The sequence below is a fragment of the Rania fehmarnensis genome (assembly GCF_056494185.1).
On the sequence record NZ_CM151398.1, the window covers coordinates 423,021 to 439,930 of the forward strand.

13 protein-coding genes are annotated in these 16,910 nt (G+C 55.0%); 4 read left to right on the forward strand and 9 right to left on the reverse strand.

Annotated elements, in window-relative coordinates; genetic code table 11:
• Positions 1-36 precede the first annotated feature (36 nt).
• From SH573x_RS01540 to SH573x_RS01555, 4 genes are all read right to left on the reverse strand, one after another.
• Positions 37-1,581: a PAS domain-containing sensor histidine kinase gene (locus SH573x_RS01540; protein WP_479352531.1), complete on the reverse strand. Its 1,545-nt coding sequence runs from the start codon at positions 1,579-1,581 to the stop codon at positions 37-39.
• 217 nt (positions 1,582-1,798) lie between these two features.
• Complete coding sequence (locus tag SH573x_RS01545) at positions 1,799-2,449, reverse strand: hypothetical protein (RefSeq protein WP_479352532.1); 651 nt, start codon at positions 2,447-2,449, stop codon at positions 1,799-1,801.
• A gap of 339 nt (positions 2,450-2,788) precedes the next feature.
• A complete protein-coding gene (locus SH573x_RS01550; protein ID WP_479352533.1) occupies positions 2,789-3,199 on the reverse strand; it encodes a DUF423 domain-containing protein in 411 nt (136 codons plus the stop codon).
• Positions 3,200-3,381: 182 nt separating this feature from the next.
• Positions 3,382-3,792 carry a response regulator transcription factor gene (locus SH573x_RS01555; protein WP_479352534.1) on the reverse strand — a complete coding sequence of 137 codons (411 nt, stop codon included), beginning with the start codon at positions 3,790-3,792 and terminating at the stop codon, positions 3,382-3,384.
• Between the two features lie 144 nt (positions 3,793-3,936).
• Here SH573x_RS01555 and SH573x_RS01560 point away from each other — a divergent pair, with 144 nt between their 5' ends.
• The gene (locus tag SH573x_RS01560; RefSeq protein WP_479352535.1) at positions 3,937-6,345 is read left to right on the forward strand and encodes a ribonuclease R family protein; all 2,409 of its coding nucleotides are present in this window, start codon (positions 3,937-3,939) and stop codon (positions 6,343-6,345) included.
• Between the two features lie 416 nt (positions 6,346-6,761).
• On the opposite strand, the gene SH573x_RS01565 is transcribed toward SH573x_RS01560, so the two are convergent.
• The 5 genes from SH573x_RS01565 to flhA all read right to left on the reverse strand — a co-directional run bounded on the left by SH573x_RS01565 (position 6,762) and on the right by flhA (position 12,532).
• Positions 6,762-7,547, reverse strand: coding sequence for a FliA/WhiG family RNA polymerase sigma factor (locus SH573x_RS01565; protein WP_479352536.1), 786 nt, complete (start codon positions 7,545-7,547; stop codon positions 6,762-6,764).
• Positions 7,548-7,673: 126 nt separating this feature from the next.
• A complete protein-coding gene (locus SH573x_RS01570) occupies positions 7,674-7,925 on the reverse strand; it encodes a hypothetical protein (protein WP_479352537.1) in 252 nt (83 codons plus the stop codon).
• An 84-nt stretch (positions 7,926-8,009) separates the two neighbouring features.
• Positions 8,010-9,119: a hypothetical protein gene (locus tag SH573x_RS01575; protein ID WP_479352538.1), complete on the reverse strand. Its 1,110-nt coding sequence runs from the start codon at positions 9,117-9,119 to the stop codon at positions 8,010-8,012.
• A complete protein-coding gene (gene flhF, locus SH573x_RS01580) occupies positions 9,116-10,333 on the reverse strand; it encodes a flagellar biosynthesis GTPase FlhF (RefSeq protein ID WP_479352539.1) in 1,218 nt (405 codons plus the stop codon). The genes SH573x_RS01575 and flhF overlap by 4 nt, the downstream gene beginning before the upstream one ends.
• 108 nt (positions 10,334-10,441) lie before the next feature.
• Positions 10,442-12,532 (reverse strand): flagellar biosynthesis protein FlhA, encoded by a 2,091-nt coding sequence (flhA, locus tag SH573x_RS01585; protein ID WP_479352540.1) that lies wholly within the window; start codon positions 12,530-12,532, stop codon positions 10,442-10,444.
• A 211-nt stretch (positions 12,533-12,743) separates the two neighbouring features.
• Here flhA and SH573x_RS01590 point away from each other — a divergent pair, with 211 nt between their 5' ends.
• From SH573x_RS01590 to mobA, 3 genes are all read left to right on the forward strand, one after another.
• Positions 12,744-13,181, forward strand: coding sequence for a flagellar hook assembly protein FlgD (locus SH573x_RS01590; protein ID WP_479352541.1), 438 nt, complete (start codon positions 12,744-12,746; stop codon positions 13,179-13,181).
• A 161-nt stretch (positions 13,182-13,342) separates the two neighbouring features.
• The gene (locus SH573x_RS01595) at positions 13,343-15,790 is read left to right on the forward strand and encodes a flagellar hook-basal body complex protein (protein WP_479352542.1); all 2,448 of its coding nucleotides are present in this window, start codon (positions 13,343-13,345) and stop codon (positions 15,788-15,790) included.
• Between the two features lie 329 nt (positions 15,791-16,119).
• Positions 16,120-16,689, forward strand: a complete 570-nt coding sequence (mobA, locus tag SH573x_RS01600) for a molybdenum cofactor guanylyltransferase (RefSeq protein ID WP_479352543.1) — start codon at positions 16,120-16,122, stop codon at positions 16,687-16,689.
• Positions 16,690-16,910 lie beyond the last annotated feature (221 nt).

Below are 16,910 nucleotides of genomic sequence, written 5' to 3' on the forward strand. Positions count from 1 at the left end.
GCTGAAGTCGCCAGACTTTGGCCGCGTTACGCGAGCCTATCGCGGGAGGGTGACGGTGACGATCGTGCCGCGGCCAAGCTGACTTTGGATATTCATTTCACCGCCCAAGGCCATCAAGCGTTCACGCAAGTGAAACAAACCGAAAGTGGTGTGGCTGGTGCCGTTGGACTCAGGGGGGAAGCCGGCGCCTTCATCACAGACCGACAGTTTGATCGCGGAGCTAGATTGCTTTAGCTGCAGCTTTGCCTGAGGCACATGTGCATGTTTCAGCACATTCAATAGGAACTCGCGCGCGGCCTGAAATAGCAAATCGCGAGCCTCTTCACCGGTGGGATTAGCGGTAGCATCGATGTCGATATTGATGGTCAGCTTGTGCTGATCCTTGAATTGAACGGCCAACCACTGTAGCGCAGTCGGTAAACCTTGAGCGTGCAGCACTGGGGGTACTAATTCAACTGCCAGCGAGCGCGTCGCGTTGATCGCCATGTCCAGAACCGTCGTGACGCCCACCAATTGTTCTTGAGTTTCGTCGCTGACCGCACGCGCATGAACCGCTTCCACACGCATCTTGGCTCCCACCAACAACTGCTGCACATGGTCGTGCAGTATCTGAGCCAAGCGGCGGCGCTCGCGCTCTTCTGCCCTGGACAATTCCAACGCCAGGCGACGCAAGCGAGCTTCGCTCTCGACTAGTTCACGCGTTCGCGCTTGCACGCGATCCTCGAGTTGGCTGTTAAGCTGCTGCAAACGCTCTTCGCTCTCTCGTAGCGAGTCTTCGATCAACTTGCGATGCGTAATATCCAGCACGGTACCGAACAACTCAATCGCTTTGCGATCGCGACCACGACCGGCATACAACGTCATACCGTTGGCCGCGAGCCAGCGCGTGGATCCATCATCTAAAATCAAGCGATAATCGGTCGGCTTGTAGTACCCTGATCCATTGGGATCGAGAGCCGCATTTACCGACTCACTCACCAGCGGCCGGTCATCGGGGTGAATGCGCCGCAGTACCGCATCCAGTCCATAGAGCTCTTCATCGGAGGATTCGCCCCACACATTTCGCATGCGCGCATCCATACGAACTTTTTGAGTGGTCGGATCCAGACTCCAGAATCCCATGCGTGTTATGTCGAGAGCCAGCGAAGTTTGACGCTGATTCTTCAGCAATTGCTGCTCGGCCAGCTTTCGTTCGCTAATGTCGACATTCATGCCGACCCACTTGGTGACTTGATGCTTTTCATCCAACAGCGGCGCCGCATGAGCTTGCGTCCAGCACCAGTCCCGAGCCTGGCACTTCAACCGAAACTCGCTGGTGAATTGACACTTTCTGGCAACACAGTGACTCCAGTGCAGGGCGACCACATCGCGATCATCGGGATGAACCGCATCCAGCCAATGATGATCGTGCTTCAAACTATAGCCGGTAACTTCTTGCCACGAGGGCGATTCGACCATTCGACAGCCTGTCGGATCGGTCTCCCAGACCGTTAACGCCATACCTTCCACCAAAGCACGAAACCGCTGCTCGCTTTCGCGCAACGCATCGGCAATGGTTTGGTGTCTAGCCGTCTTGTCCATGGTATTTTGGGGCGTTCGGCAGAGGGTGAGCCGCTTACCTTTACGTATTTGAAACCATCAGCCATGCGCAACCGCTCGCGCACTTGCTGACCACTTTGCAAAATAACCCAAGGTGTTAAGGAAACCAAGCATTTGCACCCATGTACTTTACCAAAACATAAACGTTTTGTCATCGCGGCGGGGGTATATGGAGGCAGCTCAATTGGTGGGTGCGGGCTCATCCGGCCATCCTCCATTCAGAATCAAATGTGTAAGTTGACGTGTCTTCGCGACAACCCAGGTGCGATGCGAATTGCTTTACAAAGCCAGCCGGTTGGGCTTCGACCCGCTCGATACTGTAAAGACCTGATACGTAGTTGACCGCCGACAAAATGTCGCGTTCATCTTCCAAGTCCTTGCGCCAGCGGATCGGCGACCAAAACTTGTCCGGCGATAGCATCAACCCGCAGTCACTAGGGTCTTTCGCTTGCAGGCGGCGCAGCTGCCGCGTGATTTCAGCTCGGAGCGTGATGCCGACATCGGCTCGCTCCAGCGGCGACGGGCAATAGACGACCTGAACATGCTGCGGCAGGATTGCGCAGGCCAGAACCGTAGAGCGATGCTTTCGCAGATAGATTTCAAAGCCCGTGTGGATCGCGCGCCGCTGGAACGGGCTAAAGGGTTGCGACGCTTGCTTCCAGCGTCCCGCCGATAACAGTTTGGAGGTCTTGTAATCAGCGGGTTCAAACTGCTGGCCCAGTTGCGGACTGCGGGTCTGACCATATACCGCCAGTTCCCACTGAGTCACGAATTCCTGCCAAGATCCTTCAGGGCACCTGGGCAACCATAGTCCATAAACGCCCCACATTACGTGCACGGCCTGGGTCATCGACTGCTCCTTCTTCAATCCTATGAGATTGAACGGCTTTTAAGTCGTTTGATGGAAGGGCTTTATGTCACCTCTCCCGAGCTTTGCTTGGGGGAGGTCGGAGCCAGCGTTTAGCTAGGCTCCGGGAGGGCCGCGTGCCGAAGGGCAAGAGTCCGCAGCGCAAAATGGCCCCCCCGAAACGAAAGTGTTCTGCAGCAGATTGCACCACACAAATCGTTTCGGGGCATCGACTCAAAAGCAGTACGATCTCCCATACGTATAAGTGAACACATGGACACCTAATGCAGCCGCATCATCGCGAGCCTGGCAGTTCAGGTCCATAATGTTATAGGGAGCGCGTCAAGGAGAAGGGCTAGTTTTTCTGAAGCCCAGGCAGGCAATGCATACCCAGCCCAAGATAAAACTCATGCCTCCAAAGGGCACGACCAGGTCCAGTCCCTTCAAATCCGCCATCGCTTTGGCATACAACAAGCCACAGAACAAGGCCAGTCCCAGCAGAAACAGCAGCGCAGCCAGGCTGCGATGTTTGGGCGCAAACGACGCCGGCGCCGCGGCCAGCGCCAACAGTGCCACCGCATGAATTAAGTGGTAGCGGACCGCGATATCGCAGGTGGCAAGTTTCTTGGCGACCTCTTCGCTCGGCAAGCCTGACTTGACCAAGCTAGCCTCCAATCCATGCGCAGCATACGCTCCCAATCCCACTCCCACCGCGCCGATCACTCCTGCCACCAACACCAACCAGCGAATCACTTTGAAATCCCTTCAAAAATCTATGTAGCCGAACTCGCCGTAGCCGAACTCGCCGTAGCCGAACTCGCCGTAGCCGAACTCGCCAGAGTTTGGAGCACCGTAGCTGAATTCGCCAGAGTTTGGCCCTTATGGCCCTATCCCGCAATTCGCCGAAAGCCTTGACGGCTTCCGCTACTAAGAACCTAACTCCCGAGCAATTTGCGAGCGCTATCGATCAATTTGTCCATGGGGAATGGTTTGCGCAAGTAATCGTTGACGCCCAGCATTTCAGCATAGGCTTTATGGCGGTTGCCTTCATTGGCGGTGATCATGATGACTTTGACTTTGTCATTGCCGCTACGTCGCAGAGCTTCCAGCACTAGAAAACCACTGCGTTTGGGCATCATCATGTCCAGCACCAGCAGATCCGGCTGCATGCTTTCAGTCAGTGCCAACCCCTGATTGCCATCGCGAGCCACGCTGACGGCAAAGCCATTGGCTTCCAAGGCATAGCGCATCGCTTCTACAATTTCGCCATCATCGTCAACCAGAAGCACACGAGGCATGGCCGGCTTGTCGTTGCTCTCTGGCGGTGAATTCTCTACTTCGCTCATCAATGGATGTCTTTCGCCCTGAAAATATACGCCTTGCGCGAGTTTCGTACTTTTACAGCGGACCCTCTCGCGTCACACTGATTATAGACCAAATTTCCCCAGTCCAGTTATTTACCCCTGGCATTTACCCCTGGCATTTCATCAGTGACAGACTCTTCCGAAGCCCCAGCGCTGCGTCAACGTGTCCTCGACTTAGTGTATGGACCCAGCTACCGCCCTAGTAAACCCAAAGACATTCATCGACAGCTAAAACTGGACGACGATGCCTATCGAGGTCTGCGCAAACTCATCAAACGCATGGTTTTAGATGGCGAAGTGGCGTATGCCTCCAACCACCTGATCGTGCCCATTGCCAAACCGACGACCCCAGCGACTCCGCCCGTAACCAAAAAGAAACGCCGCCCTGGGCCTGAAGACAGTGGGGTTGATATCGAGTTGGATACGGATCTGCCGCTCATCACAGAGGTCGAATCGACGAAGTCAAAATCCAAGTCGACTCCCAGGGCCAAGGCAATTCGCGGCAAGTTTCGACAAGCTGCCGCCGGTTTTGGCTTTGTACGACCCTCTGCTGGCACCGAAGAAGGTTTTACCGAGGACATCTTCATACCCAGCGATTCGATCGGCACCGCCATGGATGGTGATATGGTCGACGTGCGCGTGCGCCCCAGCCGCCGCGCAGGCAGTGGTCAAGAAGGTGTTGTCGTGGAAGTCGTCGAGCGCGCTCGACGCCAGTTCTCAGGTTCCTACGATCTGCTCGACGGCAAAAGCATCGTGCATCTGGATGGCGTCTCAGTCGGCTCACCCATCAATGTCGGCGACGTGCGAGGTCTGCCGGTCGAGCCCGGAGATAAAGTCGTGGTGGAGCTGGTTAAGTTTCCCGACGGCGTGCATGTGGGCGAAGGCGTCATCATGGAAGTGCTGGGGTCCAGCAAGAACCCAGCCGTCGATACCCTGGCCGTCATGCATCAATTTGGTTTGATTGAAAAGTTTCCTGACGAGGTCATCGATCAAGCTCGCCAACAAGCAGACGCCTTTGTCGAAGGCGATATACCCAGCGACCGGCGCGATCTGACCAAAGTGCCGACGCTCACGATCGATCCATTTGATGCGCGTGACTTTGATGACGCCATCTCGCTCTCGCGCAATGACAAAGGTCATTGGGAGTTGATGGTCCACATTGCCGATGTCGCTCACTTTGTACCGATTGGCTCGCCGCTGGATGCCGAAGCCAAACGGCGCGCCACCAGCGTCTATCTGCCCGACCGCGTCATTCCGATGCTTCCCGAACTGATCAGTAATCACCTGGCCAGTTTGCAACCGGATCGTGTGCGCTTAACCAAATCGGTCCTGATGGAAATGTCGGACGATGGCACGCTCATCCACTGGGAAGTCTTCAACTCCGCGATCCTCAATCAACAGCGACTCAATTACGAACAAGTCGACCAATACCTGGCTGATCCCGAACCGTGGCGCAGCCGGTTGCAACCGGCGATATGGCAACTGCTGCGCGACATGCATACCTTGGCGATGGTGCTGCGCAAGAACCGCATGAAGAACGGTTCGCTCGAGTTGTTCTTGCCCGAGATCAAGCTGGAGCTAGACAAGAGTGGCAAAGTCAAAGGTGCCAGGCTGGTCGAATACACCGAGAGTCATCAAGTAATCGAAGAGTTCATGCTGGCGGCCAATCAAACGGTGGCCACTTGGATGGATGATCGCCAGATACCGTTTTTGCGCCGTGCCCACGCAGCGCCCGAACCTCGCAAACTGAAGAAGCTCACTGAATTCGTGCAAGACTTGGGAATCCAAGTCGCTAGCCTCGAAAGTCGTTTCGAGATTCAGAAGGTTGTCAAACAAGTTCGCGGCAAACCTACCGAGTACGCTGTCAACTATGCCATTCTGAAGTCGATGAGCAAAGCTGTGTATCAGCCGGATTTCGAAATCCATTACGCGTTGAACTTCGATCATTATTGCCACTTCACTAGCCCCATTCGTCGCTATCCCGATTTGCAAGTCCATCGCACGGTCGAGCGCATGCTCGATCGTCACACCTCGCCAGGCGATCCATTTGCGGTGCTGATCGGGCTGGGCCATCACTGTTCTGACCAAGAACAGAATGCCGAGCAAGCCGAACGTGAGATAACCAAGATCAAACTCTTGCATTACCTCAACAAGAAGATCGGCGAAACCATGAAGGGCGTCATCAGTGGCGTAACGCCTGAAGGCTTCTACGTCCGCGGTACCACGATTCCTGCTGAAGGCTTCGTGTCCATCGGCAGTCTGCCCGAAGATCGCTACCGCTTCGAGCGTCGCGGTCATGTGATCGAAGGCTTCCGCGAAGGCAATCGCTATCGACTGGGTGATGAACTGACTGTCAACATCGAATCGATCGACCTGGCCCGCCGCGCCCTGTTGCTAAAGGTCGTGAACAATCACACCGCAGGTTTGAAGCCCACTGCAGGTTTGAAGACATCCGGCCTGAAAAAGACCGCGACCAAGAGCAAACCCAAGGCCACCAAGAAGCAACACTCCTCGCGCAAAGGCAAGAAGAAGTAGGGTGCCTGTCACCTCCCCCGCGCAGCGGGGGAGGTCGCAGACGAGGCGTTCAGCCTTCGTCTGCGGGAGGGGGCCCAGCGCTAGACAAGACTCCTGCGGTACCACCTGTAGCCGAAGTCGCCAGACTTTGGACGCGTCACCAATTGATTTCCAAACTCTGGCAAGGTCGGCTACGTGCCCTGACCCCTCCCGAATCTCGCTAAGGCTCGATTGGACCTCCCCAAGGCGGAAGCCTTGGAGAGGTGACTGTCACCTCTCCCCGCGCAGCGGGGGAGGTCGCAGACGAGGCGTTCAGCCTTCATCTGCGGGAGGGGGCCCAGCGTTAGGCAAGACTTCTGCCTCATCCGCATCCACCAAAAAAAATGGGTGACAGAGATTGTCACCCATAATGATTGCAAGTTCGATGCAGTGGTGCGTTAGGTACCAAACTCGGGTCGACGACGACCGAGTTGTTCTTGAAGGCGGGCCACGATGCTGGAGTGCATCTGGCTGACGCGGCTTTCGCTCAGGTCGAGCGTAGCCCCGATTTCCTTCATGGTCAACTCTTCGTAGTAATACAGAATGATGATCAAACGCTCATTGCGGTTGAGACCTTTGGTCACCAAGCGCATGAGGTCGCTTTTCTGAATGCGGCGCGTGGGATCTTCACCCTTCTTGTCTTCGAGGATGTCGATCTCGCGTACATCTTTGTAGCTGTCGGTCTCGTACCACTTCTTGTTCAAGCTGACGAGGTTAACAGCGTTAGCCTCCATCTGCATCTTTTCCAGCTCTTGAATGCTGATCTGCATGTGCTCGGACAGTTCGCGATCGGTAGGAGCGCGACCATAACGAGCTTCCAGTTGCTTTTTGGCTTCACCCAGTTTGCTCGCTTTGCTGCGAACCAACCGAGGCACCCAGTCCATCGTGCGCAGTTCGTCCAGAATTGCACCACGAATACGTGGCACGCAGTAGGTTTCGAACTTGACACCGCGAGCGGTATCGAACGCGTCGATGGCGTCCATCAGACCAAAGATGCCTGCGCTAATCAGGTCATCCAGTTCGACGCCGTCGGGTAGTCGTTGCCATATGCGGTCAGCGTTATAACGGACCAGCGGCATATACTGCTCAATCAAGCGATTGCGCAGTTCGACGTTGTTCGGGTCGTCCTTGTATTTCTTCCATACTTCCTGAATATCATCTTGAGCCGCGATCGTCGTTGCCATCCAATCCTCCGTGAATCTGCAAGCAGGTTCGGCCAGGCCGAGTCCCAGGCGTTTGACAAGCAGCTATCCCTGCCGCGGCGAATCTTTTAGCGAACTCTAGTGGGAGAATCTATGCCAAACTTGCGGTCATTCCGCTTTTTCGTTTGACGCCGAGGCAGCCTGCAATCGCGCGATCTCGCTGCGAAAGCGATTTTCCACCGAATCGCACACAGTCCGGTCAGCAATCGAGCCGATTACATATCCGACTGCAGCAAACGCAGTGAACACTACCAGGCACAATCCGAGAATCTCGTCGGCCAGCATCCCCAACAATAGTCCGCGCAAAATCACAAAGGTGATCGCAATCGCGCCCAGCACGCCAGAGTATGCTCGCGCCATTAGATCAGCCTCCATGCTGCCTTGCGTCAGCTTCCATGCTACTTATCGTAAACGTCGTATAAGAGTTCTTCAGTAAGTGCGCTGTCATGCGCGGAACTCTTCCGTCAACTGATTTATCGGTCGACTACCTAGGCTGAGTTGAATCTTTTTCTGCGTGCCCGCAGAGTTAACCAAAGTATCACTATCTTGACAGGCGGCCGCTAATCGCAACCGCTGACCAACACGCTGCGCACAACGCGCCAACATCCCATCGGTCCACGAACCACTTCGCAAACTATCTGCCTGACAACGCTCCGGCCAGCCCACCACGGGCAACGACTTGGAGGCTACACCCGCATCCAACCATTGTGTCTGCCAGACCGCATCTTTACGTGAACTCAACCACAGCGGATTCCACGAGCGCATCCAACTGAACGGCCGCTTGGGCAACGTCCAGATCGTGCGCTCCGGTTCCGCATCATCAATGCGACTACGCAGCACCGCTGCTTGTCGATTGCAACCTGAAAGTTCATGGCCACCGACCAAAATGACATCGTCAGCCGCTTGCCAGCACGCTTTGTCCAGTGGTACGACCGTATCCAAGCCCAGCATCACTATCCAGCGATAACGCTCCACTTGTCGACAAATCGTGCGTATCAGTTGTTCATAGATACGAGGCAGTTGGTCAACTGCGCAAGGTGCCGAAGTCGCTTCAGCTGCAATCGATACATGCAGCCGTTGATTTAGTTGGCAAGTCGCCAAAGCCTTGCCCGCTGCAATTGAATTCCATAGCGCCGGGTAAGCTGGCCCAGGTACATGATCGGCCAGCACATGCGGCAAGCGACTAGCCGCCGGCGCCAAGTCGATCAAAAGCGTCTCCTTTCGCTCCGCGAAAGGCCCCCTTCCTACTCCTACTCCTACTCCTACTCCTACTCCTACTCCTACTCCCACTCCTGCACCTACACCTACACCTGCACTCGCACCAACTCCACCGCCTTGTCCCCCCTCAACACTTCGCCCTAGCGCTGCGGCCAAATGAAAAGCAAACCTGGCTCCCACATCCGACCCCGGTAGCTCACTAATCATGACCACTCGCGGCCAAGGCAATACACGAACACTGGCGGCGCCATGGGCCTCGTCAACGCGAATGCGCTGACGCAGTCCAGCTGCCTGGTCCGTTTGCTTGTCCTTGGGCAGCCAGTGGTCGAAGATCATGATTGTTGCCCCATAATCAGACTCGCTACGCGTCGGCGATTGGCAGTCAGTATGTCTTCAGGAACGTGCTGGCCCGTGGTCAAGTAGCTCAGCGGCCACTTGCCCATCGACAAGAGTCGATACCAACTGCCCAGGCAGATCGCTTCATCCAGTTTGGTCAGCAACAAATGTGTTGGCCCTAGCGAGCTGAAATGCTGCATCGCCATTTCTGCATGCCGTGGTGAACTGGCTGCGCTCAGGACCAGGTGAACTTGCGTAGGTTCAGCAATCTGCAAATACTGTTTCAGCACCTTCAGCTGCGCCTCATCGCGCGGTGAACGGCCCGCCGTATCGATCAAGATGAGATGACAGTGCCGAAGCCTATGAAGCGCCGGTACCATTTGATCGGGAGCAGCCACAACTTCGCATGTTGCCCCCATCAAGTCAGCGTACTTCTGGAGTTGATCGACAGCTCCCAATCGAAATGTGTCGAGAGTAACCAAGCCAACTTGAGTGCCTTGATCGAAATGAAATCCAGCCGCTAGCTTGGCAAGCGTGGTTGTCTTGCCGACCCCAGTTGGACCAACCAAGGCCACGATCTGCTGACGGCCCGATTGCACATCAATGGGCCCCGAAACCGAAATACGCTGTTGAATGAATTGACACAGTCGGCCTTTGATCAACCAAGGATCATTCAGTTGAGCGGGCGAGCAGTGCAGGGCGACTTCCTGCAACATCAATCGCGCGGCATCTGGATCAACGTCCGCGTCTAGCATCTCTGTAAAGACCTCGAACATGGCGGGCGAAAGATAGTTGATTGCCCCGCTGCTTTCGCTGGGCTGCGTTGAGAATCGTTCTACTCGCGTTGATTCCGACGGATCGAACGACTGGGGTGTATCGTTATCTTCTTGATCGTAGCGAATTAGCGTAGCTGTTTCGCCCGCATCTTCTTCGCTCATGTCGAAACGATCTGGTTCAGCCATCGCGTCCGTAGCGAAATGTTCTGCAGCCTCCTCGATATCCACCAGCGCCGTCTGGGTATGGCTATCGGTCAGTCGCCGCACGACTTTGGCATCGCGACTGGCTTGCACTTCGACCTGGCACTTGCCAAAGAGGCCAAAGAATTTTCCACCGACTTCGCGCGTCTGAATCACCGAAGCTTCCGGCCCCAACTCATGTCGGACCAGCATCAACGCCTCTTGCAATGATTGAGCTCGATAAGTGAAGATTTCCACCAATGTCTCCTTTCGCTCCGCGAAAGTAAGTTCGCCCCTAATCCATTCTCAACCGCACCACCACACCCACCACATCACCAATCCACCGCTGAGCCAGCGTTTGTACCTTTACGCCTTGGCAGGTACCGGATCAGTGACCATACCGACTGACACCAACTGAGTCTGTTGCGTAATCTCTTGATGACTTAGCACGCGCAGATCCGGCAGCTTGTCTTGAGTCAACTCACGCACTGCAGGTCGAATACGTGGGCTGACGACCAGCACCGGCCGATGACCAGCTTGAGTGAGTTGCCGTAGTTGCTTGGCGATTTGCGATACCGTAATGTCGACCGCTTGAGGCGACATGCGAATGCGCAAACCCCGGCCTTCGATTTCAAAGCCGGCGGCGATCCGATCTTCCATTGCGGGATCCATCGTGATCACATGCAGCTGGCCATTGGCATCGCGAAAACGTTGGCAAATCGTACGCGCCAATCGGGCTCGCACCATTTCGCACAGCACCACCAGCTCTTTAACGCGTGAAGCGTAGTCGCCTAACGTTTCGAAGATCAGCCCCAATTGACGAATCGGCACATCTTCGCGGAGCAACATCTGCAGAATAGTTTGGACATCGCTCAACTTCATTGTGCCCGGGATGAGTTCTTCGACAACCGTTGGGCTAGCTTGTTTGAGTTGATCAACTAGTTGCTTGGCCGCATCGCGCGTCAGCAATTCATGTGCATGACGTCGCGCGATCTCCTGCAAATGTGTAGACACGACTGCTGCCGGCGTCACCACTTCATAACCATATAACTCAGCTCGCGGTTGTTCTTCAGTGGTAATCCAGTAAGCCGTTCGACCCGCTGCCGGTTCGCGAATGGGGTCACCAGCCAAAGGAGCTGAACTGCGGCCGGTATCAATGGCCAGCAATCGCCCAGGTCGAACTTCACCGCGATCCACGCGATTGCCCGCGATCTGTATTTCGTACACGGTTTCAGGCAAGCTGAGCTTGTCCTTCATCCGCACTTTGGGCAGCAGGATACCCATGTCGCTAGCCAGAATTGCCCGCACTGCGCTAATGCGATCCATCAAATCGCCACCTCGGCGTGGATCCGCCAGCGGCAGTAGCGCCGCGCCGATCTCGATGCGCATCGGATCGATCTCGAGATAGTCTTCAGCCTTCTTTTCTGGCGGCTTATGTTTGGCTACTTCGGCATCATTCTGGACTTTTTGTTGCCGCTTCTCCAGCTCGGCATTCTGCTTCTGGACCATGTAGGCCAAGGCCACGCAACTACCGCCTAGCGTCAGCAGTGGTAGAGTTGGCAAGTGCGTAAAGATGAGCAGAATCATGAATCCGCCAGCCACAGCCAGGGCTTGTGGTCGCGACACCAACTGATTGAGAAACTCAATCGGCAAATTGACTTGTTGTGTACTACGTGTGACCAACAGCGCGGCGGCTAGCGAAATCAAAAACGCTGGTACCTGGCTAGCCAATCCATCGCCGATTGTCAGGCGTGTGAAAAGTGCAAACGACTGGCTCAGGTCCATATTGGCATACATCATGCCAATGTATAGACCACCAATAATATTGATCAGGGTGATCAAGATACCGGCAATTGCGTCACCGCGCACGAATTTGCTGGCACCGTCCATCGCACCATAGAAATCGGCCTGACGCGTTACTAACTCACGACGACGCGTCGCTTCTTGTTCATCGATAACGCCGGCGTTCAAATCCGCATCGATCGCCATTTGGCGACCAGGCATGCCGTCTAACGAGAATCGTGCTGCCACTTCGCTGACGCGCGTGGCACCTTTGGTGATGACCAAGAACTGAATCGCGACAATGATCACGAACAGAATGATACCAACTTCGATACGATCGCCAGCTACAAACTGACCGAACGCTTGGATAACACCGCCGGCTGCCGATTCGGCATCCGAATCAGCCCGCGTCAAGATCAAGCGCGTGGTGGCGACGTTCAATACCAGCCGCGCCAGGGTCGTGGCCACCAGCAATGTAGGAAACACATTGAACTCGAGCGGCGTACGAATGTAGATCGTGGTCAGCAGCACTAGAATCGACACAGCGACATTAGCAGCCAACAGGATGTCAATCATGATCGTCGGCAGCGGAACGAGAATCACGCCTACGCAGCCAATGATGGCCACGGGCAATACCAGATCTCGAAATCGATTTAAGAACGCTGCAAAGTTCAATTTGTTAACCCGTAGCCGCTGACGCCGGACGCAAGCCAGATGCGATCCACTACGAGTACATACAAGATTCCTCGAAATACAGCAAAGCTAATTTCAGTTCTCCAAACCGAAATCTGCTATCAGAAAATTCGAATTCTGCTCTTGACGCATCGGCTTCGCTCGGCAACTGTGGCCATCACGCGCCGTACTCAAGACACTTTAGGAGCAACTCATGTCCTCCATTTCCGGTACCACTGGCAGTTCGTCCACTAGTAACTCGGGCAAAACCACCGGTAACGACCTCCGCGACGTGGATCTCAACCAGTTCCTCACTCTGCTCGTAACTGAAATGCAGAATCAGGATCCGTTGAACCCCATGGATAATTCGCAGATGTTGCAGCAGATTAGCCAGATCCGCGAAATTGGCTCAACTAACCAGCTTACCGAAACGCTGACTTCCTTTGCGACTGGCCAAGGATTGACGATGGCCAGTGGTCTGATTGGGAAAAAGGTCAGTGCTTTGGATGACGACGCAAAAGAGGTAACTGGCGTAGTTGACAAAGTTACGGTAACCACTGACGCCGAAGACAAGACGAAGCGTACAGTGAAAGTGCATATTGGGACTTCGACTGTCGATATCAGCAACATCCGGGAGATTAATCAAAGCTAGACGATTGTCTCCTTTCGCTCCGCGAAAGGCACGCGTGCCCCGATCGCTCCGCGAAAGGCACCCACTATCAGCCGGCCAGCCCTGCGCCCCAAGGCTAGCAAAGCGATCGTGGCCCGACATTGTCTGGCTCACTCAATAGCTTTATAAGTAGGGGTAGTCGAATGGGTCTGACTTCTTCACTCAGCACCGCGCTTACTGGTCTCAACGCGGCCGAAACTCAGATCGACGTTCTTGGCAACAACTTAGCCAACTCGCAAACCGTCGGCTTCAAATCGTCCGACGTGGTGTTCGCTAATCAGTTCTTGCAGACGCTGTCATTGGGTGCCGCACCAACCTCTGACAACGGCGGTACCAATCCCAGGCAGACTGGCCTGGGCGTACAAGTGGCGGGGATTACGCCCAAGTTTACTCAAGGCACGTTGCAAATCAGCTCGACGCCCTCGGACCTGGCGATCCAAGGCGATGGCTTCTTTATCGTTCAAGGTTCCAACGACGAGAAGCTCTACACGCGCAACGGCAACTTCAAGCTCAACAGCGCTAACGAATTGGTTAGCTCCAATGGCAATCGCTTGCTTGGATACGGTATTGACGAACAGTTCCGAGTCCAGACCACCAATCTTGTTCCACTGACCATTCCACTTGGCTCGGAAGCGGTTGCCAAAGCGACCGAGAATGTGGTCATGGAAGGTACGCTGACGCCCAACGGCGACATTGCCGACACGGCTGAAGTAATTCAAAGTTCGATCTTGGGTGATGCCAACGTACCGCGCCCCGATGTGACTGGTGTAGGTGTAGCCGCGGCTACCAACGCCAGCTCAGCCGCGGTGACGGTCGCTCACAATCAAGGCGGCGGTACGCTGGCTGAAGGTGATGTGTATCAATATCGTATTGCGTTTGTGGATGCCTCTGGTAAAGAGAGCGTACCTAGTAATGCCATCTCGGTCACGATTCCTGTAGGCAACGGTTTGGCAGATAACACTGTCACGCTGAACAACTTGCCGACAGCTGGTACTGAGTACACACAAATCGCCATCTATCGCACCGATGCTGGCGGTACAGAGTTCAAGAAGTTAGACACGGTGGCCACCGGTGGCAGCTACACGGACAATGGAGCTGTTGGTGGTACGACGCTCGATTCGTCGACTCTCAATGGCAACTACTCGTACATGATCACCTATTTCAAATCGGGTGAGCCTGAGACGCGACCATCGGCGCTATTGGGGCCGCAGAATATTGTCAACGGTCGTGTGCATTTGACCGGTTTGCCTACGCCACCCACGCCGCCCTCCAGCGGTGGCTTTCCCGCTTATGATTCGATTCGAATCTATCGCAACACGGCTGGCGATCAGAACTCATTCTATCTAGTCGATACGATTGCTCCTGGTGACGATTACACGGACAACAAATCGGACGCGGCCATCAGCGACTTGTCCATTTCGGGCAATCAAAAGGCGGATCTTGATGGTCCGCAGATTGACAGTAACACGCTGCTGACCAACGTGCTCAAGCGCGATGGCTTGTCCTATAACAATGTATTCAGCGAAGGCGAATTGACCTTCAATGCCCGCAAGGGTGGACGCAATCTCGAAACCAAAGCGTTCCAGATCACTGCCACCAGCACGGTTCAGGATCTGGTAACGTTTATGGAAGATGCGATGGGCATCCAGACCGACAGCGGTGACTCAGCCAATCCGCTGCCGGGCTCGGTCAACAATATCAGTGGTGAGACCGGTACGTTGCTACCGGGCTCGTACATTCGCAACGGTCAGATTCGCTTTGTCAGCAACAATGGCGAAGACAATGCAGTTGAAATCGATCTGACAAGTTTCCGCATCAAAACGCCCACAGGCGCAGTAACCACGCCCAACTTAGCTTTCGGCAGCGTGCAAACCGCTCAAGGCCAAAGCGCCGTAGCTGACTTCATATCCTACGATACGCTGGGCCTACCGATTCGTACGCGTGTTACAGCGGTATTGGAAAGCCGCGATGATACAGCCACGGTGTATCGCTGGTTCGCAGATTCGGCTGATAACTCTTCGGCTTCGGGTGCCGGCATCGCCGTAGGTTCAGGTCTCCTGACCTTCGACGGAAACGGTAACTTTGTATCAGCTACGAAGACCACGGTCGCGATCGATCGCAGTGGCTTGCCGAGCGTATCGCCGCTGCAATTCGAGATTGACTTCAGCAAAGTATCGGGTTTGGCCACTGCCGAAGCCAGCCTGGCTGCATCGCGTCAAGATGGTTCGCCTCCTGGTACGCTGACCAGCTATGTCATCGGCGAAGACGGCACGGTGCGAGGTGTCTTCAGCAACGGTGTCTCGCGCGACTTGGGGCAAGTGCGTTTGGCCCGCTTTGCCAATCCCCAAGGTTTGGAACAGCGCGGTCAGAACATGTATGCGCAAGGTATCAATACCGGTTTGCCCATCGAAGGTCGTCCCGGTGAAAACGGCATCGGTACCGTCGTAGCCGGATCGTTAGAGTTATCGAACACCGACATCGGAGGCGACCTGGTCGACCTCGTCTTAGCTTCGACACAATATCGAAGCAACGCTCGAGTCATCACTGCCACCCAGCAGCTCTTCGACGAACTGCTAAACCTCAGACGATAACTTGTTGCATAGTGTGGCATAGGCTTCCAGCATGAGTGTGGCATAGGCTTCCAGCCTGTGTCTTCATGTGGCATAGGCTTCCAGCCTGTGGCTCTGTATTCAGCGCCCTCGTTTAACCCGTAGCCGCCAGGCGAGGCGCACCCTCTAACCAAACTCTGCGTTATCCAACCTTCCGCGTTGCTTAATTCGAAGACTTTTCACTGCTAGCTGCACTCCTTCGTTTGCCTAACCTACGGCTACGGGTTAAACGATTAAGGCGAGGCGCACCCTCTAACCAACTCAACCTTCGCGATCGCATCGCCCAGCGGTGCGAATGTTACAATGCATGGATGCCATACCCAGCTTACATCCTCTCAGGCGGCCAGAGCCGTCGCTTTGGCAGTGACAAATCGCGACACGTGATCGACGGCCAACCACAACTGCTTCGCTTGATGCAGCGGCTAGTCGATTGTGGCCATCAAGTACATATAGTGGCTGATCGCGCCGAGCGTTATACGGATCTCGGTATCACTTGTCTGGCGGACGAGCTGCCGGGCAGGGGACCGTTGGCTGGACTGGCTACTGCGTTAGCACATCATGTAGATACGTTGGCTGGCGATGCATCGCCTGAGTCAGGCTGGATCATGTTAGTCAACTGCGATCAAGCCCACTGGGATCCGCAGTGGTACACACAGCTAGTCAATGCCATAACTTCGTCAGCCAAGGCGGTCGCATTTTTCGATCACCATTGGCACCCACTGCCAGGTCTGTATCATGGTTCGTTGCTCGACGAAGTGCGTGCCAGGTTGGACCAACAACAACTATCGCTGCAATCCCTACTGAACGCCGCCTCCGCCATCAGACTTGAAACTGAACTCCCACCCAGCCACTGGTCCTTTAACGTCAACTACCCTGGCTAAGAGATCGTAAAGCTCTTAAGTTATCTGCGTGAAGGGCTGCATGTCACCTCCCCCGGCGAAGCCGGGGGAGATCGCAGACGAGGCGTTCAGCCGAAGTCTGCGGGAGGGGGCCCATTACCGAAGCGAAAGTGTTCCGCATCAGAATGCACCTCACAATTTGTTTCGCTGCAAAGGGGGCCCAATGGTAATTCTAAAATCTAAAATCGCCAATCTAAAATCGT